Below are 21,753 nucleotides of genomic sequence, written 5' to 3'. Positions count from 1 at the left end.
TGATGAACACATCGGAATACAGGCAGTGACGGATTTTTAACTGCGTTGCTGTACGTGGAGATAACATCATGATTCAGGCTACAAAGAAAACTGTGTTGGGCGCGCCAACGCCAATGGCGGGACTGGCGCTGGGTATTGCGTCGCTGGGCTGGTGCTGGGAAAACGCCGCTGATCTTAACGGGCTGGGACAGTTGACCGGGGCCGGGATTGCCAGCCTTCTGCTGGTGATCCTGCTGGTGAAATTCATCTGCTATCCGGGCTCGCTGTGGCAGGATCTGTGTCATCCGGTCGCGGGCAGCGTGGTACCAACTTTTTCGATGGCTACCATGGTGGTGTCAAAAGCGCTGGGAATGTATGCCCCGCAGGCAGGTCAGGCTCTGTGGTTGCTGGCGGTTATGCTGCATCTGGTGTTTCTGGTTTTGTTTGTTTATCACCGGGTGGTGGATTTTGAGCTGCACCACATGGTACCCAGTTGGTTTGTGCCGCCTATTGGGATCATCGTCGCTGATGTGGCCTTTCCGGGCGGGGCTCTGCGTCCATTGGCCGAAGGCTTGCTGGTGTTTGGTCTGATGGTATACGCCGTGATGTTGCCGCTGATGATTTATCGCCTGATCTTCTGCCATGAGATCCCGGATGCCGCTAAACCGACCATCGCGATTCTGGCCGCACCAGCCAGTCTGTCGCTGGCAGGGTATCTGACAGTGGCCGAAACGGTTTCGCCGCTGGTGGTGAGCCTGTTGGGCGGGATTGCCGTTCTGATGACCGGGATCATCTATGTGGCATTTTTCCGCCTGCTACGGCTGCCGTTCAGTCCGGGCTATGCTGCGTTCACGTTCCCGATGGTGATTGGCGCGACGGCCTTGTTCAAGGTGGCCGGCTGGATGGCAGCGCGAGGCTTTGCCGGACAGGATATTGCCTGGGTCAGCGGGCTGGCGTATCTGGAGCTGGCCGTGGCGACGCTGGTGGTCAGTTATGTGGCCATCCGTTATCTGGCCTATTACCGCCCGGTTACTCGCTGGTTCAGACCGCGGATGAGCGAAGCGTAACAGCCGTAAAATAATAAAAAGATTAATAAAAAGCCGTTCGGTGATACCGGGCGGCTTTTGCTTTATTTGAATTTGCAGCGATGCAGTGGATGGTAGACAATCAGAGCATGTCCTCAGCCTGCGAGAAAGCTGCGTGTTTACTGTTTATCACTCGAACCAACTGGACTTGCTCAAGTCCCTCCTTGTTGAACTTATCCGCCTCGATCCGCTCGATAATCCGTTTGAACAGGAATGTATCCTGGTACAGAGTCCCGGCATGTCGCAATGGCTCAAGCTGGAGCTGGCTAAATCGCAGGGTATTGCCGCGAATCTCGAATTTCCGCTGCCAGCGACGTTTATCTGGCAGATGTTTACCCAGGTGCTGAGTGATGTACCGGTGCGCAGTGCATTTAACAAAGAGGCGATGACCTGGAAACTGCTGCAGGTGTTGCCGGAACAGTTGCATCGTCCGGAATTTGCCCCGCTGGCCAGTTATCTGGAAGACGATGAGCATCAGGTTAAGCGCTATCAGCTGGCGGAGAAAATTGCCGATATTTTTGACCAGTATCTGGTGTACCGGCCAGAGTGGATTCAGGCATGGGAAGCCGATGAGATTGATCCTGAGCTGGTGGCCGAGCACCCGTGGCAGCCGCTGTTGTGGCAGGCGCTGTACGACCATACGCTGGCGCTGGGGCAATCGCCGTATCACCGTGCCAATCTGTATGAGCATTTTATCGAGACCCTGAACGGGTATCTGCAAAGCGGCTCGTCGTTGCCGATCCAGTTACCCAAGCGCCTGTTTGTGTTTGGTATTTCGGCGCTGCCGCCGCGCTATCTGGATGCCCTGGCGGCACTCGGCAAACACATTGATGTTCATCTGATGTTTACGAACCCGTGTCGCCACTACTGGGGAGACGTGCGCGATCGTAAATACCTGGCTCGTCTGGCAGCCAAGCAGCGTCAGCAGCTCCAGTGGTGCGCAGATCACAGTGAATTGGGCGGGGTGATCTCGCCAATCAAAGGGGAGCTGGAAGACAATATTGTCGACGAAACCCACGAAGGCGTGGTCGGCAATACGCTGCTCGCGTCCCTCGGTAAGCTCGGGCGTGACAACCTGTATCTGTTATCGGAAATGGAAGCCTACGAAGTAGAGGCGTTTGTGGATATTGAGCCGGACAGCCTGCTGCATGCGATTCAGGCCGATATTCTGAACCTCGAAGATCGGGTAAACGATGACATCACCGAATCGAGTGAGCATAAGTTTGCGATTGCCAAAGACGATCGCTCACTGACCCTGCATGCCTGTCATTCACCCATGCGTGAAGTCGAAGTGCTGCATGACAACCTGTTGGCCATGCTGGACGCCAATCCAAAGCTATCGCCGCGGGATATCGTGGTGATGGTGGCGGATATCAACAGCTACAGCCCGTATATTCAGGCGGTGTTCGGCAATGCGCCAGGGGATCGATTTATTCCGTTTTCAATTTCTGACCGCAGTGCGGATCAGGAGAATCCGGTTCTGCTGGCCTTCCTGCGTTTGCTGGGGCTGCCGGAAAGCCGCTGTCAGGCATCGGAGCTCTTAGAGTTGCTGGAAGTCCCGGCTGTCATGGCTCGGTTTGGCTTTGACAGTGACCGCTTTGAGCGGGTGAAGCAGTGGATTGAAGAGGTAGGTATTCGCTGGGGGTTGGATGACGATACGGCGGCGCAGTTTGCTTTGCCGCGCCAGCAACAGAATACCTGGCTGTTCGGTTTGCACCGTATGTTGCTGGGATATGCCATGCCGCAGGAGGCCGGGTTGTATCAGGGCGTGCTGGCCTATGACGAAGTACAGGGACTGGAAGCGGAACTGGCCGGTCAGCTCGGTCTGTTTGTTGAAACCCTGATGCACTACCGTCAGGCACTGGCGGTTGAGCAGCCGGTAGAGGGCTGGATCCGGGTGCTGAATCAGCTGCTGGATGATTGCTTTGCCGTTGATACTGACGGCGAAATGGTGCTGCGGATGATTCGCGATAAGCTGCACCAGCTTGAGCAGCAGCTGGCAGATGCCGGTTACCGTTCACCGTTGACCCCGGCGGTCATGCGTGACTACCTGCGCGCTAAGCTCTCCGGAGAGCGGGTCAGTCAGCGTTTTCTTGCCGGTCAGGTGAACTTCTGTACTTTGATGCCGATGCGTTCGATCCCGTTCAAAGTGGTGTGTCTGCTGGGGATGAATGACGGGGTTTATCCGCGCTCCATTGCACCGGAAGGGTTCGACCTGATGGTCGGCCGCGGCAAGCATGGCGATCGTTCCCGTCGCGATGATGACCGCTACCTGTTCCTGGAAGCGCTGCAATCTGCGCAGGAAACCCTGTATATCAGTTATGTCGGCCGTTCGATTCAGGACAACAGTGAGAAAGTGCCGTCCGTTCTGGTGAGTGAACTGCTGGAATACTGCCAGCAGGGATACTGTCTGGAGGGTCATCACTCGCAACCTGCGGACGAATCTGCCAAAGAATTGCTAACAGCACTGACTTTTGAGCACCCGCTGGTCCCGTTCAGTCCCAAGGCTTTTGAAGGCGATCAGCCCAGCTATGCCATTGAATGGCTGCCTGCGGCCCGGCGGGATCCGCTGTCGGTGGCGCCGTTTATCAGCCAGCCATTGCCGCCGCAGGTGGATGATAATGGCGGGATACTGGAGTTGGCTGAGCTGCTTCGTTTCTGGCGACTGCCGGTGCAGTATTTCTTCAACCGTCGACTGAAAGTGTTCTTCGATGCCGGGCCGGGCGCGGTTGAGGATGACGAGCCGTTTGCTCTGGATAACTTGGAACGTTATCAGCTGCGTGAGTCCTTGTTGAACACCTTCCTGCAGGATAGCAGTGCCTTGTCCCCTTCGGGACAGCATCCGTCACCGGATCGGGAAGCACTGTTTGCGCAGTTTACCCGTTATCAGCAAGCGGCGGGGCGTCTGCCGGTGGCGCAGTTCGGTGAGCTGGAGCTGGTGGAAGAGCGCGGCGTGATTGAAAGCCTGGCGCAAACCATCGCAGAACACATGACTGATCGCCGACCGGATCAGGAAGTCGACTTGCCGCTGACGATTGATGGCCGTGCCCTGCGTCTGCAAGGCTGGCTCAAGCATCGCACATCGCAAGGACTGGTGCGTTATCGTCCGGGGAAAATTCGCGCTCAGGATATGCTGTCGGGCTGGATTGAACACCTTTGTGCCTCGGCTGAGCTTAACGGCCCGACCACCACACTGATTGGACTTGACGGGGCGTGGCAGTTTGAGCCGGTCAGTGCCGAGACAGCGCTGCAATACCTGGAAACCCTGGTACAGGCTTATTATCTGGGGCAATGCCAGCCGCTACCGTTCCTGCCCAAAACCGCGCATGAAGGGATCCTGGCCGGGCGCGATAAGCAGGGGAACTGGTGTGAAGACAGTGAGGCACTGGAGAAAGGTGCAGACAGTATGCAGGCCATGTTCAACCCGGCATACATGCGCAGCGGTGAAGGTGAAAATAGTTACATTGCGCGGGTCTGGCCACAGTGGGATGAAGCGTTAGCCGCCGAGGTAATGCATTGGGGTACACAAGTGCTCAAGCCTGCACTGCTGCGCTTGCAGCCGGTTGAATAGCGGTGGTGGTGTAAGCTGGAGGGCGGTGGAAACGTCGCGGTAAAAAACAGGAAAGGTGTAGTGTGGCCGCCAGCAAAGTAATTATTTTATGTAGGGCTTGCTGTACGGCCACCGGTCCAGAGGTGACCCGATTTCGTGGCCGGGATAATAACGAAGCCTATGTTACAAAACCGTGAAACATCTCTCATATTGATATAAGACATAGTGGCGATATTCGATATTTTTATTTGGATATGGGCCAGTTCACAAAAAAATATCTGGAACGGGCACGGCTTTGTTTACAAAACGTGGCTGGGTTCCAGCACGGGAATCTGCGTATTCTATGACTCAACAAACGATGACAACGACACCGGAGCCGTTGGAAGCGATGACCTTTCCGCTTCACGGCAACCGGCTGATTGAAGCCTCTGCCGGTACCGGTAAAACCTTCACCATTGCCAGCCTGTACCTGCGCCTGCTGCTGGGACATGGGGACAGTCAGAGCCGTTTTCCCCGTGAACTGACAGTGGATCAGATTCTGGTGGTGACGTTTACCGAAGCGGCGACTGCCGAGTTGCGAGATCGTATCCGTCGCCGTATTCATGATGCCAGAGTGGCGTTCAGCCGTGGTACCAGCCAGGATCCGGTGATCGCTCCGCTGCTGGAAGATCTGCCGGATCATAAGGCGGCCGCAGCGATCCTGTTGCAGGCCGAGCGGCAGATGGACGAAGCTGCTATCTATACCATTCACGGTTTTTGTCAGCGGATGCTGACGCAAAATGCGTTTGAGTCCGGCAGCCTGTTCAATAACGAATTCATTACCGAAGAAAGCCAGTTGCGGGCGCAGGTGGTGGCCGACTACTGGCGCCGGAACTTTTATCCGCTGCCGCGCACGCTGGCAGAAGAAGTACGTCGGCACTGGAAAACACCGGCCGCTCTGCTGGGGGCGATCAACACCTTCCTGTCCGGTGCGGAAGTTGAAGTCCGGGCACCGGCGCTCGGCGACAGCTTGCAGGCTCTGCATGACAGCAATCTGGCGCGAATCAATCAGGTGAAGCAGCTCTGGCGGGAGCATGCTGGGGATTTTCACGACCTGATCGCCAACTCCGGCGTCAATAAACGCAGTTATACCAAAACCAGCCTGCCTAAAGCCCTGGCGGAAGTCAGCGAGTGGGCGAATCAGGATAACACCGGATACGCCCTGCCCAAGGCGCTGGCCAAGTTTGATCAGCAAGAGCTGGCGGAGAAAACCGCGAAAGGGGAGGTGCCGACCCATGTGGTTTTTGAGGCTATCAGTGCGCTGCTTGCCAACCCGCCGACCATCCGGGATCCACTGCTGGCTCACGCTATTCAGGAATGCCGTCAGCTACTGACTGAAGCCAAGCAGCGCAAAGGCTGGCTGGCGTTTGACGATCTTCTGACCCAGCTGGCTGCTGCGCTCAGCAATGATGAGGGGATGCTGGCGAGCCGGATCCGGCGTCAGTACCCGGTCGCGATGATCGATGAATTTCAGGATACCGACCCCCTGCAATACAGCATTTTCAATACCGTTTATGGTGATTCCGCTCAGGCCGCCGGGGAGCCAAGCGCCGAGTCTGCAGAAAACGCCGAGTTTGCAAAAACAGCATTGCCCGCAGAACCTGATGTCTGCGGCCTGTTTATGATCGGCGATCCCAAGCAGGCGATCTATGCCTTCCGGGGAGCCGATATTTTTACATATATCAAAGCGCGGCGGCAGGTGTCCGCCCATTACACGCTGGGCATCAACTGGCGTTCCACTGCCGAAATGGTGGCGGCGGTCAACCGGATTTTTGAGCACCCGAACAAGCCGTTTATATACGATCAGGACATCACCTTCCTGCCGGTCAGCCACAGCCCGAAAGCGGCGGAGCGCGGCTGGGCGCTGGACGGACAGCGACAGCCGGCGGTCAGTTTCTGGCACCAGCAGGCCGACCAACCGGTGTCGAAAGGGGAATACCAGCAGGTAATGGCGCGAGCCACCGCTGCGGAAATTCAGCGTATCCTGACCCTGGCTCAACAACACAAAGCCACGTTGATTGACGGTGGCGAGCCTTCGCGCGCCATTGAAGCCTGTGATATTTCGGTGCTGGTGCGCACCGGTACGGAAGGAGCGCTGATCAAAGAAGCGCTGGCCCAACAGGGGATCGCCAGTGTGTACCTGTCTAATCGCGACAGTGTCTTCGCCTGTAACGAAGCGGCGGATGTGCAGCGTCTGCTGCAGGCGGTGCTGACCCCGGAAGATGATCGCGCCCTGCGTGCCGCCTTGGCCTCCGGGCTGTTCGCGCTGACAATCGGTGAACTGGATGCGCTCAATGCCGATGAAGGCAAGTGGGAGCAGTATGTTTCTGAGTTTCGTGAATACCGCAAACTGTGGCAGCGCAGGGGCGTTTTGCCGATGCTGCGCCATCTGCTGACGGCGCGGAAGATCCCGGAGCGGCTGTTGAGTGAAAACGGCGGTGAGCGTCGGCTGACAGACTTGCTGCATATTGGTGAACTGTTACAGCAAGCCAGCCAGACCCTTGACAGCGATCATGCGTTGCTGCGTTGGCTGGCCGAGCACATTGAAGCCCCGAACGGCAATGTCGATGAGCAGCAGGTGCGATTGGAGTCGGAGCGTAAACTGGTGCAAATCGTCACGATTCACAAATCAAAAGGTCTGGAATATGACCTGGTGTTCCTGCCGTTTGCCTGCAGCTATCGCGAAACTGACACCGCGCTGTTCCACGATGAACAGACTCAGCAGGCCGTGCTGGATATTACCGGTGCGGAAGAGAGCCTGACGCTGGCGAAAAAAGAGCGGCTGGCGGAAGACCTGCGCCTGATATACGTTGCCCTGACCCGGGCTGTGTACGGCTGCTATATCGGCATGGCGCCGGTTCGCAACGGCCGCAGTACCAAAGCGCCTACCGGTCTGCACCACACCGCTATTGGCTGGCTGGTGCAAAACGGTGAAGAGGGAGGCCCGGCTGAGCTGGCGGCGGCACTGGCGACCGTGTGCGGGAAAAATCCGGCCATGGCGGTCGTCTCGCCGCCGGAGCGGCCGGAAGATATCTGGCAGCCGAGCGATGACACCCCGCCGGCTCTGGAGCCAAGAACGTTCACCAGCCAGTTTGAGAAAAGCTGGTGGATCACCAGTTATTCGGGGCTGATCAAACAAGGCCACAGCCATGTGGATGCCTCGTTTGAGCTGCCGGGGTTTGATACAGACTCGTCCGGGGATGAAACGCTGGCAGACGGTGAGCTAGCGGCAACACCCGCGCGATCCATTTTTACCTTCCCGAAAGGCGCGCGCCCGGGAACCTTCCTTCATAGCCTGTTCGAAAACATCGAGTTTACGGCACCGGCAGATAGCGCGGAAACCCGCGAGGCGATTCTTGAACTGCTGCGCCTGGAGAACTATGACGAAGAATGGCTGCCGGTTCTGCAGACCCTGATTGCGGAAGTGATGAACTGTCCGCTGGATGGCGACACCCTGCGGCTTGGTGCTCTGGAGCCATCGCAGCGGCTGACTGAAATGGAATTTATGCTGCCGATTACCCTGCTTTCGGCGCCGCTGCTCAATAAAGTGATTGCCCGCCATGACAGCCTGTCTGCCAAAGCGGGAGAGCTGGGTTTTGCCACCGTCAGCGGGATGCTGAAAGGGTTTATTGACCTGGTGTTTGAGCATGATGGCCGTTATTACGTGCTTGACTGGAAATCGAACTGGCTGGGAGATGATCCGGAGCGTTACCGTGGCGCGCAGCTGGCAGAAGCCATGGCTGAGCACCGTTATGACTTGCAGTATCAGCTCTATGCGCTGGCGCTACACCGGTTCCTCAAATCCCGGAAGCCGGACTATGACTACGACACCCACTTCGGTGGCGTGTATTACCTGTTCCTGCGTGGTGTGAAAGCCGACAGTGACAGCGGTATTTTCCATGCCCGGCCTAGCTTGGCGTTGCTGACTGACATGGAAGCCCTGATCGACGGAGAACCTCTGGATGCTTAACCGCCTAGAAAAACTGGCCCGGCAGGGTCACCTGCGGGCGCTGGATTATCAGTTTGCCAAGTTTGTCTGCCAATCCGCCGGGCGGCTGGATGATGCGCTGTTGGCGCTGGCGTCAGCCCTGACCAGCTACGAGCTGGGTCAGGGGCATGTCTGCCTGATGCTGGATAAGGTGGATGTCCAGCGGTTGTTTGGTCTGCCGACCGAACACAGCCAGCAACTGCTGGGGGACGTGGCTTCGCCTGACTCCTGGGTGGTACAGCTGGCCGATTCACCGGCCGTCTCTGACGGCAGCGCGCCGACACCGCTGGTGTTGGCGCAAAACCGTCTTTACCTCAATCGATACTGGCAGTTTGAGCAACGTGTGGCCGGTTATCTGCGCCATGCCGCTGCCAGTGCGGCAGATCACATGGTGGTAGATCAAGCGCGGGCTGACTCAGCCTCGCAGGCTTTGGCTGCGCCAATGGCGGCACAGCTGAATGAGTTGTTTGCCCGGGATTACCGTTTTTTGCATCAGGCACTGAGCGCGCTGGACGGGGAGGCGAATACTCCACAGGCGCGTCAGCAGGAAGTTTGCGACAAACTCGATGTGGTCGCCCCCGAATTGCTTGACTGGGCGGCGATTGATCAGGTGTTGCAGTCCGCTACTGACGTGGCGGCGCTGGCCCGGCTGGATACTTTAGTGCCGCTGGCTGCCTGCCTGAACTGGCAGAAAGTGGCGGCGGCGGTGGCGTTGACCCAGCAATTTGCGGTGATTTCCGGCGGACCGGGTACTGGTAAAACTACCACCGTTGCCAAACTGCTGGCAGCATTGGTGGCGCAGGCGCTGCACCGAGATGAGCGGGACGAACAGGGCAATCTGGTGATGCCGGATATCAAGTTGGTGGCGCCGACGGGCAAAGCGGCCGCCCGCCTGACCGAGTCCATCGGTGCTGCGGTGAAATCGTTGCCGGTCGGTGAGAATGTCAAATCTCATATCCCGACGCAGTCGAGTACGATTCACCGATTGCTGGGCGCGATTCCGAACCGGGTTGGGTTTCGTCACAACCGTGATAACCCGCTCCATCTGGATGTGCTGGTGGTGGATGAAGCCTCGATGGTGGATTTGCCGATGATGGCACGGCTGCTTGAATCGCTGCCGCCTCATGCCAAACTGATTCTGCTCGGAGATCGGGATCAGCTGGCTTCGGTCGAGGCCGGCGCGGTGTTGGGGGACATCTGTGCGTTTGCCGGACAGGGCTACAGCCAGACCCAGAGTCAGCAGCTGAGTGCCCTTACCGGTTTCAGATTTGCGGCGGGAAACGTGCAGAGTGTGGTGAACGACAGTTTGTGTATGCTGCAAAAAAGTTACCGTTTCCATGCCCAGTCCGGGATTGGGCAGTTGGCAAAGGCCATAAACAGCGGCCAGCCGTCGCAGGTCGAAAAAGTCTGGCAGCAGGGATTTCGTGATATCAGCTTTTATCCGCTGAGTAGCGAGAGCTATCAGACGCTGCTCAACCGGACGGTGACTTTTTATTACGACTACCTGGATGCCATCGCTGAGCGCCAGACTCCGGATGTGGTGTTGGCGCAGTTCGCCAAAGTGCGGTTGCTGTGCGCCCTGCGCGAAGGGGACTTCGGGGTGACCGGCCTGAATCAGCGCATCGAACGGATGTTGGAGAAGAACAACAAAATCAAGTGCGGCTCCGAAGACGTCTGGTACGAAGGGCGCCCGGTGATGATCACCCAGAATGATCACGGTCTGGGGCTTTATAACGGTGATATCGGGATCACGATGCTGGAGGCCGAGCCGGAGGCGGGCAGTGAACCGCGTTTGCGGGTGTATTTTGAGATGCCGGATAAAACGATTCGTTCGGTGTTGCCAAGCCGCTTGCCGGATCATGAGACGGTATATGCCATGACCATCCACAAATCGCAGGGCTCGGAGTTTGCGGATACCCTGATGGTACTGCCGCCGGATTACAGCCCGATCCTGACCCGTGAACTGATCTATACCGGGGTTACCCGGGCAAAAAGCCGCCTGGCTCTGTTTGCGACGCCGGAAGTGGTGCACCGGGCGGTGCGGCTGCGTACCGAACGGGCAAGCGGGCTGGCCACTTTGCTGAGTGTGCCCCAGCGATAATGTGAAAAGCCGGCGTAATGCCGGCTTTTTTATTTGGGGTGTTCGGGTTCTGACATGGCTTGATTTAGTACGGCAGCGTCCGTGGTCGCCTTACAGATCCAGAATCAGGATTTTGGAGCGGCGCTGGAAGTTATACAGCGCTTGTTTGGCCATCGGCAACTGATCGACATTGGATTCGGTGAACCCCTGCTCCCGGAACCAGTGTACGCTGCGGGTGGTCAGCACAAACAACTGGCGCAGTCCGAGTTGGCGGGCTTGCAGACGAATCTGGCTGAGCAGGATGGCGCCGCGATCACCATCACGGTAATCATGATGAACCGCTACGCAGGCCATTTCTGCCATTTTCTCATCCGGGAAAGGATAAAGGGCCGCGCAGCCGATGATCAGACCATCCCGCTCAATAATGGTGAACTGACTAATTTCCTGCTCCAGTTGCTCTCGGGAGCGGCGGACCAGAATGCCGTCTTGCTCCAGCGGACGGATCAGAGCCAGGATGCCGCCAATATCATCAATACCGGCCCGGCGCACCTGTTCGGCACTTTCCATGACGATCTGGGTACCGATGCCGTCAAACGAGAACAGCTCCTGGATCAGGGCGCCGTCTTCTTTGTAGCTGATGAGGTGGCTGCGCGGCACGCCGGCCCGGCAGGCGGTAATGGCGCCCCGCAGGAAGCGGCCGGTGCCTGAGCTGTCAGTCTGTTCGGCAATGAGCCGTTGCAGAACCTGCTCGGCTTGGGCTGGCAGCATTTCGGAGATCACTTCGCCTTCGGTGCTGAGGACGCCCTGTTCGGAACAGAACCCGATCAGCTTGTCCGCATTGAGCTTAATGGCTAGCTGGGTGGCAATTTCCTCTGAGGTCAGGTTAAAGCATTCACCGGTCACTGAGCTGGCAATCGGACCCATCAGCACAATGGCATCCTGATCCAGCTGGCGGTGAATGGCATCAATATCAATCCGGCGCACTTTGCCGCTGTGGGCGTAGTCAATCCCGTCATCAACCCCCAATGGCTGGGCGATGATAAAGTTGCCGCTGATCACGTGAATCTGGGCACCTGCCATAGGGGTATTATTCAGGCCCATCGAAAAGCGGGCGGTAATATCCAGCTGCAGTTGACCGGCAGCCTGCTTGGCAATTTCCAGCGCCCGCTCATCGGTAATGCGAATGCCTTTATGATAAGGGGTCGGATAGCCGACCTGCTCGGTCAGTGCGGAAATCTGGGGACGAGCGCCATACACCAGAACAATCCGTAACCCCAGGCTGTTCAGCAGGGCAATGTCGTTGACTATATTGGGGAAATTGCTGTCAGCGATGGCTTCCCCGCCCAGCATAATGACAATGGTCTTGCCAATATGGGCATGCAAATAGGGGGCTGACTGGCGAAACCCTTTCACCAGGGCGGTACTTCTGATCTTCACGGTGACTTCCTTGCGGCTGCGTGACAGCCATAGCCGGTATGATGGACGTAGTATTCAGGTACGATTAGCGAATCGGTATGTCACCAATTTATTAATGATTATGCGTTTTAAGTCAATAAAAATTCCATTGGTGGCATGTGTACCGTCGTTGTTCTGTTGCGCTTTGTCAGCCTCCGAAAGGAAGGTTTATTGACAGAGTTCGTCATTCATGCCGGAAAATTACGTTATAGTGAGAGCAGATTAGTAAGAAGTTTGTCAGTATGTCCGAACCGCGTCCGTCTTCATCGCCTGTGCCCCAAAAAACAACATCCCGCCGGTATTGGATAGGTGGGCTGATTTTGTTGGGTACGATGGTATTTGGCGTAGAGCTTGAGCAAAAAATGTTTCAGCCTGAACCACTGCCGGATATTTTCGGGGTGTGGACAGAGCAAGAGGTCGCTCCCTATGCCGCAGACAGTTTTGAAGTGCGTCCGAGTGGAATTTTTGTTGATGGCCGTCAGGTGAATACCCATTATCAGTGGGATGGCCATGTGCTGGAATACACACTGGGTGAACAAACGTACACTTATACCTTTCTGGCTGATCAGCTGATTCGTCAGCGACCGGCACATTACACTTCTGCTTTTTCTCGTCAGGCGCTGATGCTGCGCCACACTCTCTGACGATGCCTGAACTTATGGGCGCTCCGGCATGGCGGTCAGGCAACGGAGCAGTTGATTGATTGGCACCTGGCGCATAGCCACCTGGCGCATCGTATCGGCCAGATCCGGATTTCCTCCCAGGCAGCGCTGAATCACATCATTGATTTGTCCCGGTGAGTTACCGTCGCTGGCGAGACTGCGAATCCACTGATACTCGACAGAATTAATGTCCAGAAGGGTATCTTTCCCTATTTTGAGCGGTTGGTTCATGGTGCCTTCCCTGTTGGTTCAGATGACGTTTGTGTGACGTTTTTATTAAAGCTGACAAATGTGACACAAATATGACAGTAGTGTCATATTGGTCAAGATGCAAGCACGAAACGCGTGGCACAGCAAATGAACCGAAAACCAACAGAAGGCTGACATTTTCTGCAGCCGGATCCGCCACAATCAGACATCTGAGCAAAGTGCCTTGGGTTTCACCTGCGAGCTGGGTAAACTTGGGGACTCGCTACATTTATTATCAACTCTGTATCATAGGTTTCACAGTGTTTCGTAAAGCAACCATTGCGCTTTTAATATTAGGGCTGGCCGGGTGTGCCAAGCCGACAGAACGGGGACAGCAGTATCTTGACGGTGAGTTCAATCAGATACTGAACCGGGTTGAAACTGTGGAATCGGATAAATCCCGCGACTACAGCCAGTTCCAGGCTCAGGCGGAAAAGGTGATAGAACGCTCACCGCGCATGGCATCCAAGTACCAGTCGCTGTATCACCAGATTCAGCTGTGGGTTGCACAAGGCGGTGATCCGAAAGAGCTGGCGAATTACGGTATTCAGATCGCTCAGATGGGCGGTGGGGACAGCCAGGGGAATGTGATGTTCACCGGTTATTTTTCACCGGTGATTGAATTACGCCATACGCCGGACGAAACCTACCGTTACCCGGTGTATGCGATGCCTGAGTGCCCGTCCCGCTGTCCGAGTCGGTCGGAAATCTACGCCGGGGCTCTGGCAGGACAGGAGCTGGAGCTGGGCTACAGTGCTTCCATGCTGGATGTCTTCATGATGGAGGTGCAGGGCAGCGGGTTCGTCCATTACGAGGACAACGATGAGCTGCAGTATTTTGCGTACAGCGGTAAGAATGGCCACCGCTATGTCAGTATCGGTCGTATTCTGATCGAGCGGGGCGAAGTACCGAAAGAGAAAATGTCCCTGAAAGCCATTGCTGACTGGGTGAGCCGTCAGGATGAAGAGACAGCCCGTGAGCTGCTGGAGCAAAATCCGTCGTATGTGTTCTTCAAACCGAAAGACAACCTGGATGTGATTGGCTCGGCAGGCATTCCGCTGCTGGCACATGCCTCGGTCGCCGCTGATCGTGACTATCTGCCGATGGGCAGTGTTTTGCTGGCCGAAGTGCCTCAGTTGGATGAAGAAGGGAACTGGAACGGTAAACATGTGCTGAAATTATTACTGGCGCTGGATACCGGCGGTGCGGTGAAGAAAAACCACCTCGACCTGTACCACGGGATGGGGAATCAGGCAGGCATTGATGCCGGTCATTACAAGCACTTTGGCCGGGTCTGGAAGCTGGGTCTGCAGGACACGGCTACTGAGCAACCGTGGCAGACAAACTAGCGACGGCGTTCAGTCGTGTCACTGGTCCGGCGGCGCTGGACAATTCCAGAAAGAGTGCGTATAAATCGCACTCTTTCTGTATGAACGATTGAACAGAGCGCGAGCAGGCCATGCGAGAACTAGATACCCCAGCATCAGACAGTTATAACCAGCGGTTCGGCGGAACACGCCGTCTCTACGGTAACAGCGAAGTGGAAATTTTGCGGGCGGCGCACGTCTGCGTGATCGGTATCGGTGGCGTGGGTTCCTGGGCGGCAGAAGCGCTGGCGCGTTCTGGGGTCGGTGAACTGACCCTGATTGATATGGACGACGTGTGTGTGACCAATATTAACCGTCAAATCCACGCGATGACAGGCACTGTCGGCCAGAGCAAGATTGAAGTCATGGCAGATCGCATCAAGCTGATCAACCCGGAGTGTCAGGTGAACCTGATTGATGATTTCATTACCCCGGAAAATATTCCGGAGTACATCGACAGCCGTTTTGACTATGTACTGGATGCGATTGACAGCGTGAAGCCGAAGGCGGCGCTACTGGCTTACTGTAAGCGAAACAAGATCAAGGTCATCACGACAGGTGGTGCCGGTGGCCAGGTTGATCCGACCCAGATTCAGGTGGCTGACTTGTCTCGTACCATTCAGGACCCGCTGGCGGCAAAAATCCGTAACATGCTGCGCCGCTTTTATAACTTCAGCAAAAATACCGATCGCAAGTTCGGGATTGAGTGCGTGTTCTCGACGGAGCAGCTCAAATACCCGCAGGCGGACGGCACGGTTTGCAATGCCAAAGCCTCGGCGGAAGGACCTAAGCGCATGGATTGTGCCAGCGGCTTCGGCGCAGCCACCATGGTAACGGCTACATTTGGTTTCGTGGCGGTATCCCGAATTCTGCAAAAGCTGATTGAAAAGCACCGCTAATCAGTGGCTGCGGTAAAGTCAGGCGGCAAGGATGAAGCCGCAGGAATGAAGCGACAGAAATGAAGCTATAGAAATAAAAAAGCGAGCCCCCGAGGTGCTCGCTTTTTTGTATCCAGAGATCAGTACCGGCGGCCAAGTGCCAGGGGGCCCTGTGAGCGATAGCCCTTATGAGTGAGAGTCCCCGATTGTGTTAATTACGCTGTGGCCAGCGCTTTGATCTGCTCAACGATGGCTTTCAGGCCGTTGCCGCGTGATGGGCTCAGGTGCGCCATCAACCCCAGGCTGTCAAAATAGCTGTCGATGTCGAATGCCTGGATCTGCGCGGCTGTTTTTCCGTCATAGGCGGCGAGTACCACGGCAATCAGACCCCGCACGATACGTGCGTCGGAATCAGCAGCAAAGTGAAAAACGCCAGCATCCTGCTGGTGGGCCAACCAAACCTGGCTTTCACAGCCACTGACTTTCAGCTGATCCTGCTTGAGCGCTTCCGGCAGCGCCGGCAGTTGTTTACCCAACTGAATCACGGTCCGGTAGCGATCTTCCCAGCCACTGGCTGCCGCCATCTGGGCGCTGATGCTGTCCGCTGTGATTTCGCGGCCAAAAGGGTGAGTCGGCAAAGTCATGGCATTCTCCTACAGCAGGCTGCACGTTTTGTGCAGCGCAGCAATAAAACGTTCTACATCTTCTTCAGTATTATACAGCGCCAGTGACACCCGCAGTGTTCCGGACAGTCCGAGTGCATCCATCATCGGGTGGGCGCAGTGATGACCAGCACGCAGCGCGATGCCCTGCTGATCAAGGAGGGTGGCGATATCCTGATGGTGGACGCCGTCGACCACAAACGAAAACAGGCTGGCATGTGGTTGCAGGCCGATAATTCGCAGGTCTTCTATATCCTTGATGCCATCGAGTGCTTTCTGGCGTAAAGCCTGAATATGCTGCTCGGCGGCGTCGCGATCCAGGTTATTCAGCCACTTGATCGCTGCGGCCAGCGCCAGGCTGCCTGCTACGTTAGGGGTACCGGCTTCAAATTTGCCCGGCAACGCGGAGAAGGTCGTACCCTCAAACGTGACTTTTTCGACCATTTTGCCGCCGCCATGCCAGGGAGGCATGGCTTCCAGCAGGGCCTGCTTGCCGTACAGCACGCCGATACCGGCCGGAGCAAACATTTTATGGCCGGAGAAGACGTAAAAGTCAGCATTGAGTGCCTGCACATCAATGGTTTCGTGAACCACGGCCTGCGCGCCATCGACCACGACCACAGCCCCGACCGCATGAGCCGCAGTAATCATCGCCTCGATCGGATTTCGGGTGCCGGTCACGTTGGTGACATGGGCAACCGCAACTATTTTTGTTCGTGGGGTCAGCAGCGTGTGGTAGGCCTCAAGATCCAGGGTACAGTCCGGGCGCATCGGAATTTTGACCACCCGGGCACCGGTTTGCTCGGCCACAATTTGCCACGGCACGATATTGGCGTGGTGCTCCAGCTCGCTGACCAGAATGTCATCGCCCGGCTGCAGGGTATTGCGGGCATAAGTCTGCGCGATCAGGTTCAGCGCCTCGGTTGCGCCGCGGGTCCAGATGATCTCTTTGCTGCTGGCGGCATGCAGAAACTGCTGAACCGTTTCGCGGGCCTGTTCAAACTGGGCGGTCGCAGCCGCGGTCAGGGAATGACTGCCGCGATGAACATTGGCATTGTGGCCACTGTAGTACTGCCGGATGGTTTCGATAACAAGGTGGGGTTTCTGGGCCGTCGCCGCGCTGTCGAGGTAAACCAGCGGCTGACCGTTACACTCCTGGGCAAGCGCCGGGAACTGCTGACGGATGTCATTGATATCAAATTGGGCAGTCATGGTGTGTCACATTGCAATTAGACAAGGGGGGAGATCATGCGGTTAAATCACAGTAAGAGCAAGTGTTTCTCCCGTTGCTTACAGTATAACGGGTCGTGATTCGGATCTGAGGATCAAAAAAAAGCACTGCGTTGGGGCGCAGTGCCAAGAATGAATTTTGACAGACAGGTCAAAAATACAGGAAGTAAAATCGGTAGATTGACTACCCATCCGGAACAACCCGGATAATATGCAAACACAACATCGCAACTATGCTGAGGCCAAAGTGCCTGAGGGCGAAAAACTTGGCCTCCCTCACCGTTGCGGGGTGAATCATATGGTTTATGTAGCACTTGAACAATGGACAATTTATAATGTTTCCCATAAAAAAAACTAATGCAGGAAAAGTATGTCTAGACGTCTGCCACCGCTCAACTCCTTAAAAGTCTTTGAAGCGGCTGCCCGCCATCTCAGTTTTACCCGCGCCGCGGAAGAGTTATTTGTCACACAAGCGGCGGTAAGCCACCAAATTAAAGCCCTCGAGGAGTTTTTGGGGCTAAAATTATTCCGTCGTCGCAACCGCTCACTCCTACTGACCGAGGAAGGTCAGAGTTATTTCCTCGACATCAAAGATATCTTTTCAGCCATTTCAGATGCGACCGACAAGGTTTTGGAACGTGGTGCAAAAGGCGCATTAACCATTAGTTTACCTCCTAGTTTTGCGATTCAGTGGCTGGTACCTCGACTGGCCGATTTCAATGAGCAACATCCTGATATTGATGTCAGGATTAAAGCGGTAGATCTGGATGAAGGTTCGCTGACTGAAGATGTGGATGTGGCAATCTATTACGGGCGTGGCAACTGGCCGGGTTTGCGTGCTGATAAGCTGTATCAGGAGTTTCTGCTGCCGGTATGTTCGCCGATGCTGCTCAACGGAACCAAGCCGCTGCGTTCACTTGACGACCTGAAATACCATACCCTGCTGCACGATACGTCCCGCAAAGAGTGGAAAAATTTTGTTCGTCACCACGGCATCCACGGCACCAATGTGAATCAGGGGCCGATTTTCAGCCACTCTACGATGGTGTTACAGGCGGCGGCCCATGGTCAGGGGATTGCGCTGGGTAACAATGTGCTGGCGCAGCCGGAGCTGGAAGCCGGGCGTCTTGTCTGCCCGTTTGATGAAGTGCTGATGAGTAAGAATGCGTTCTACTTGGTGTGTCAGGAGCGTCAGGCGGAAACCGGCCGGATCCAAATTTTCCGTGACTGGGTACTGGCGAAAGCGGCCCGCGAGCAGGAAGACCTGCCGGACGTCGCGGAAGCTGAATAATCAAAAAACCAAGCACAAAGACACAAAAACCAAAAATAAAGCTCAACGCAGTTAACTGAAAGTATTATGTCAGAGTATTTAATCGATTTGCCCGCCGACGGGCAGTATGAAGCGACGTTTCTGTTTGCCCATGGCGCGGGAGCTGGGATGGATCATGCGTTCATGACGACTATTGCCAAGGGCCTGACCCTGCACGGGATTCGGGTCGTCCGGTTTGATTTTCCTTACATGGTGAAACGGCGTGACGACGGCAAGAAGCGGCCACCGGATCGCCAGCCTAAGCTATTGCTGGATTTTCAGCGCCATATCCAGGCTTTCGCTACGGATGGTCCGCTGGTGATTGGTGGAAAGTCGATGGGCGGGCGTATGGCCAGCCTGATGGTGACTGAGATTGCCGCCGAGACTCCGGATGTGAGTGACTGCCAGGCGCTGGTCAGCGGCGTGGCGTGTCTGGGCTTTCCGTTTCATCCGCCGGGGAAACCGGAAAACTTCCGGGGGGATCACTTGCAGACTATCGCGATCCCGACTCTGATTTTGCAGGGAGAACGCGATACCTTTGGTACCCGCGAAGAAGTGGAAGGCTGGCAGTATGCCGAATGTGTCCAAACCGCTTTTCTGCCGGACGGCGACCACAGCTTTAAACCGCGCAAGGTATCGGGTCACACTGAAGCCGGTAATCTGGCACAGGCGGTGGGTGTGCTGGCAAAATTTATTAAGGAATGTGTTGCAGGGAGAGGATAAATGAACAATCAATTCAGTCGCTGGATCCTGGTGCTGGCGGCGCTGAGCGGTGCTGTCGCTGTGGCATTGGGGGCATTTGCGGCCCACGGGTTGAAAGCGCGTCTGGACCCGAATCTGCTCGATATTTTTAAGACAGGCGTACAGTATCAGGCCTGGCACAGCCTGGCTGTCATCGGGTGTGTAATATTGGCACGCATTCTTCCTTCAAAAGCGGTATTATACGCGGCCCTGTTTTTTATCGCGGGTATTCTGATGTTCAGTGGCAGCCTGTATGGCCTGGCGCTGACCGGAATGAAGTGGTTGGGGCCCATCACGCCGATGGGAGGAGTCTGTTTTATAATTGGCTGGGTGGTGCTTGCTGTGGCAGCCTGGCGATCAGCGTAAGGGGTGAATGTGAATCACGTTCTGTTGTACTGCCGTCCCGGTTTCGAGAAGGAATGTGCCGGTGAAGTTCAGGATAAAGCCAATGTATTGGAGCTGTTTGGCTTTCCGCGGGTAAAGAATAACTCCGGTTTTGTTCTGTTCGAGTTTTATCAGCCGGGCGATGCGGATGCGTTCATCCAGCGCCAGCCTTTTTCTGAGCTGATTTTTGCCCGTCAGATGGTAGCCGTCATGCCTCTGCTTGAAGCTTTGCCATCGGATGATCGTATTTCGCCGATCCTTGAGCAGGTCGAAGCGTTCCCGCGTTGTGGCGATCTGCGGGTGGAAACACCAGATACCAATGAAGCGAAAGAGCTGCTTAAGTTCTGCCGTAAGTTTACCGTGCCGCTGCGTCAGGCACTGCGTAAGCAGGGCGTGTTGTATACCAAGGACAATCCCAAGAAACCGGTTCTGCACTTGTGCTTTATCGCTCCGGGCTGCTGTTATGTCGGGTATTCCTACTCGCACAATAACTCTCAGTTCTTCATGGGCATCCCACGCCTGAAGTTCCCGTCAGATGCGCCAAGCCGTTCGACGCTGAAGCTGGAAGAAGCCTTCCATGTGTTTATTCCGCGTGAAGAGTGGGATGAGCGTCTGGCATCCGGCATGTGGGGGGTGGACTTGGGCGCTTGTCCGGGCGGTTGGACTTACCAGCTGGTGAAACGCTCAATGTTTGTCCATGCGGTGGATAACGGTCAGATGGCACAGAGCCTGATGGATACCGGGCAGGTCAAACACCACGAAGCTGACGGGTTCAAGTTTGAGCCACCGCGTAAGAACGTGACTTGGTTGGTGTGTGATATGGTGGAAAAACCGGCTCGCGTGGCGCACCTGATGGGTGACTGGCTGATTAAAGCCTGGGCCAAAGAGACGATTTTCAACCTGAAGCTGCCAATGAAAGGTCGCTACGATGAGGTACTGCAGGACATCGAAAACCTGAAACTGTATCTGATCCAAAACGGGGTGAAATTCAAGCTGCAAGCCAAGCACCTGTATCATGACCGTGAAGAAATCACGGTGCACATCCAGCGCCTTGATAACCGCGCGCCGTATTAACGGCCCGGCTGGTCACGGCAGCATTGTGTCTTGTGGCCAATCGCTTGCAAACAGGCGGTTGGGTCGGACACGTGATGTTATGAGCTGAGTCTGAACCTGAAAAAAACGCCATCATTGTGATGGCGTTTTTTTTGTGCGTGGGAAAAGCCAGGCAGAGGTGGTTTTCAGCGTCAGCCTGTTAAGCGCCTTTTTTACGTTTCTGCATCTGCCGTGGTAGCTGGCTGAAAGCGAATGTCTTGCAGGTTAAAACCCAGCTGCAGGTCTGTTTTCAGACTGGCCACCTGTTTACAAGCCAGAGCCTGCTCACCGTGGGCCGCTATTTTTTTTTGCCATTTCGTCGGCAGGTTATCGGCAGCCAGAATGGCTTCCAGATTCGGATACTGGGTAAGCAGTTCCACCGCAGCTTTTGGCCCGATGCCCGGCACGCCGGGAATTTTGCTGGAGCTGATCCCGGCCAGTCCCCAGTAATCGGTCAGTTGCTCGGGCTTTACGCCGAACTCTTTTTCAATAAACGGGCTGTCGAGCCAACGTTGCTGAAAGTAATCCCGAATGCGCAAGGTAGGCTGCAGTAGCTGGCAATAGCCTTTATCGGTCGAGACAATGGTTACCTGATGACCGCCAGACGCCACTTTCAGCGCCAGAGTGGCGACCAGATCGTCCGCTTCGTCCCCGTCTGACAGTAGGGAATCAATGCCCATCGCCATGAAGGCATCCTGAATCAGCTCCATGCCGTGCATCAGCTCTTCCGGCATGGGCTTACGGCCTTCTTTGTAGTTCGGCAGCAACTGTGCCCGCCATCCCCGATCGTCACCGTGGTGATCAAACACGGCAACAATGTGAGTCGGCTGGCTCATCTGGATGATTTTTCCCAGTGCCTGACAACAGACATTGGCAGTATTCCGGACATCCGGCTCGCCCGGTTGGGCGGCGTGAACCCGACGGATCAGGTTGAGGGCATCAATAACGACAAGGTGGATCGACGACATGCGTTAACCATTTGAATAGAAAAAAGGGCCTTCAG

General features: G+C 55.7%; 16 protein-coding genes. 11 read left to right on the top strand and 5 right to left on the bottom strand.

Annotation, left to right across the window (positions count from 1 at the left end; all coding sequences use genetic code 11):
• Window positions 1-68 precede the first annotated feature (68 nt).
• From C9I92_RS23960 to recD, 4 genes are all read left to right on the top strand, one after another.
• Window positions 69-1,046: a TDT family transporter gene (locus tag C9I92_RS23960; protein ID WP_047883213.1), complete on the top strand. Its 978-nt coding sequence runs from the start codon at window positions 69-71 to the stop codon at window positions 1,044-1,046.
• A gap of 133 nt (window positions 1,047-1,179) precedes the next feature.
• Window positions 1,180-4,635, top strand: a complete 3,456-nt coding sequence (gene recC / locus C9I92_RS23955) for an exodeoxyribonuclease V subunit gamma (RefSeq protein ID WP_047883212.1) — start codon at window positions 1,180-1,182, stop codon at window positions 4,633-4,635.
• 322 nt (window positions 4,636-4,957) lie between these two features.
• Window positions 4,958-8,623: an exodeoxyribonuclease V subunit beta gene (gene recB, locus C9I92_RS23950; protein ID WP_047883211.1), complete on the top strand. Its 3,666-nt coding sequence runs from the start codon at window positions 4,958-4,960 to the stop codon at window positions 8,621-8,623.
• Complete coding sequence (gene recD / locus C9I92_RS23945) at window positions 8,616-10,742, top strand: exodeoxyribonuclease V subunit alpha (RefSeq protein WP_047883210.1); 2,127 nt, start codon at window positions 8,616-8,618, stop codon at window positions 10,740-10,742. The genes recB and recD overlap by 8 nt, the downstream gene beginning before the upstream one ends.
• Before the next feature lie 90 nt (window positions 10,743-10,832).
• Here the strand turns inward: recD and argA are convergent, their stop codons facing one another.
• Complete coding sequence (gene argA, locus C9I92_RS23940; protein ID WP_047883209.1) at window positions 10,833-12,158, bottom strand: amino-acid N-acetyltransferase; 1,326 nt, start codon at window positions 12,156-12,158, stop codon at window positions 10,833-10,835.
• A gap of 380 nt (window positions 12,159-12,538) precedes the next feature.
• On the opposite strand from argA, the gene C9I92_RS23935 reads away from it, so the two are divergent.
• A complete protein-coding gene (locus tag C9I92_RS23935; RefSeq protein ID WP_249037527.1) occupies window positions 12,539-12,820 on the top strand; it encodes a DUF2850 domain-containing protein in 282 nt (93 codons plus the stop codon).
• Between the two features lie 12 nt (window positions 12,821-12,832).
• Here C9I92_RS23935 and C9I92_RS23930 read toward each other — a convergent pair whose 3' ends face one another.
• Window positions 12,833-13,069, bottom strand: a complete 237-nt coding sequence (locus C9I92_RS23930; RefSeq protein WP_047883207.1) for a hypothetical protein — start codon at window positions 13,067-13,069, stop codon at window positions 12,833-12,835.
• A gap of 278 nt (window positions 13,070-13,347) precedes the next feature.
• On the opposite strand from C9I92_RS23930, the gene mltA reads away from it, so the two are divergent.
• Window positions 13,348-14,436 (top strand): murein transglycosylase A, encoded by a 1,089-nt coding sequence (mltA, locus tag C9I92_RS23925; protein ID WP_047883206.1) that lies wholly within the window; start codon window positions 13,348-13,350, stop codon window positions 14,434-14,436.
• A 110-nt stretch (window positions 14,437-14,546) separates the two neighbouring features.
• On the top strand, window positions 14,547-15,353 hold the full coding sequence (tcdA, locus tag C9I92_RS23920) for a tRNA cyclic N6-threonylcarbamoyladenosine(37) synthase TcdA (protein WP_047883205.1): 807 nt from the start codon (window positions 14,547-14,549) through the stop codon (window positions 15,351-15,353).
• 194 nt (window positions 15,354-15,547) lie between these two features.
• On the opposite strand, the gene csdE is transcribed toward tcdA, so the two are convergent.
• Both csdE and csdA read right to left on the bottom strand, forming a co-directional pair.
• A complete protein-coding gene (gene csdE, locus C9I92_RS23915; RefSeq protein ID WP_047883204.1) occupies window positions 15,548-15,976 on the bottom strand; it encodes a cysteine desulfurase sulfur acceptor subunit CsdE in 429 nt (142 codons plus the stop codon).
• A gap of 9 nt (window positions 15,977-15,985) precedes the next feature.
• A complete protein-coding gene (gene csdA / locus C9I92_RS23910) occupies window positions 15,986-17,206 on the bottom strand; it encodes a cysteine desulfurase CsdA (RefSeq protein WP_047883203.1) in 1,221 nt (406 codons plus the stop codon).
• Window positions 17,207-17,594: 388 nt separating this feature from the next.
• Here csdA and C9I92_RS23905 point away from each other — a divergent pair, with 388 nt between their 5' ends.
• From C9I92_RS23905 to rlmM, 4 genes are all read left to right on the top strand, one after another.
• Window positions 17,595-18,515 (top strand): transcriptional regulator GcvA, encoded by a 921-nt coding sequence (locus C9I92_RS23905; protein WP_047883202.1) that lies wholly within the window; start codon window positions 17,595-17,597, stop codon window positions 18,513-18,515.
• Window positions 18,516-18,581: 66 nt separating this feature from the next.
• The gene (locus tag C9I92_RS23900) at window positions 18,582-19,256 is read left to right on the top strand and encodes an alpha/beta family hydrolase (RefSeq protein WP_047883201.1); all 675 of its coding nucleotides are present in this window, start codon (window positions 18,582-18,584) and stop codon (window positions 19,254-19,256) included.
• Window positions 19,257-19,640 carry a DUF423 domain-containing protein gene (locus C9I92_RS23895; RefSeq protein ID WP_047883200.1) on the top strand — a complete coding sequence of 128 codons (384 nt, stop codon included), beginning with the start codon at window positions 19,257-19,259 and terminating at the stop codon, window positions 19,638-19,640.
• Between the two features lie 9 nt (window positions 19,641-19,649).
• Window positions 19,650-20,732: a 23S rRNA (cytidine(2498)-2'-O)-methyltransferase RlmM gene (rlmM, locus tag C9I92_RS23890; protein WP_047883199.1), complete on the top strand. Its 1,083-nt coding sequence runs from the start codon at window positions 19,650-19,652 to the stop codon at window positions 20,730-20,732.
• A gap of 191 nt (window positions 20,733-20,923) precedes the next feature.
• On the opposite strand, the gene xni is transcribed toward rlmM, so the two are convergent.
• Window positions 20,924-21,718, bottom strand: a complete 795-nt coding sequence (xni, locus tag C9I92_RS23885) for a flap endonuclease Xni (protein WP_047883198.1) — start codon at window positions 21,716-21,718, stop codon at window positions 20,924-20,926.
• Between the last annotated feature and the right edge of the window lie 35 nt (window positions 21,719-21,753).

The sequence above is a fragment of the Photobacterium ganghwense genome, assembly GCF_003025595.1.
In the GTDB taxonomy this organism is placed as follows: Bacteria; Pseudomonadota; Gammaproteobacteria; order Enterobacterales; family Vibrionaceae; genus Photobacterium; species Photobacterium ganghwense.
The sequence above is the reverse complement of the archived record's forward strand: the minus strand, read 5'-3'. Positions and strand labels throughout refer to the sequence as shown.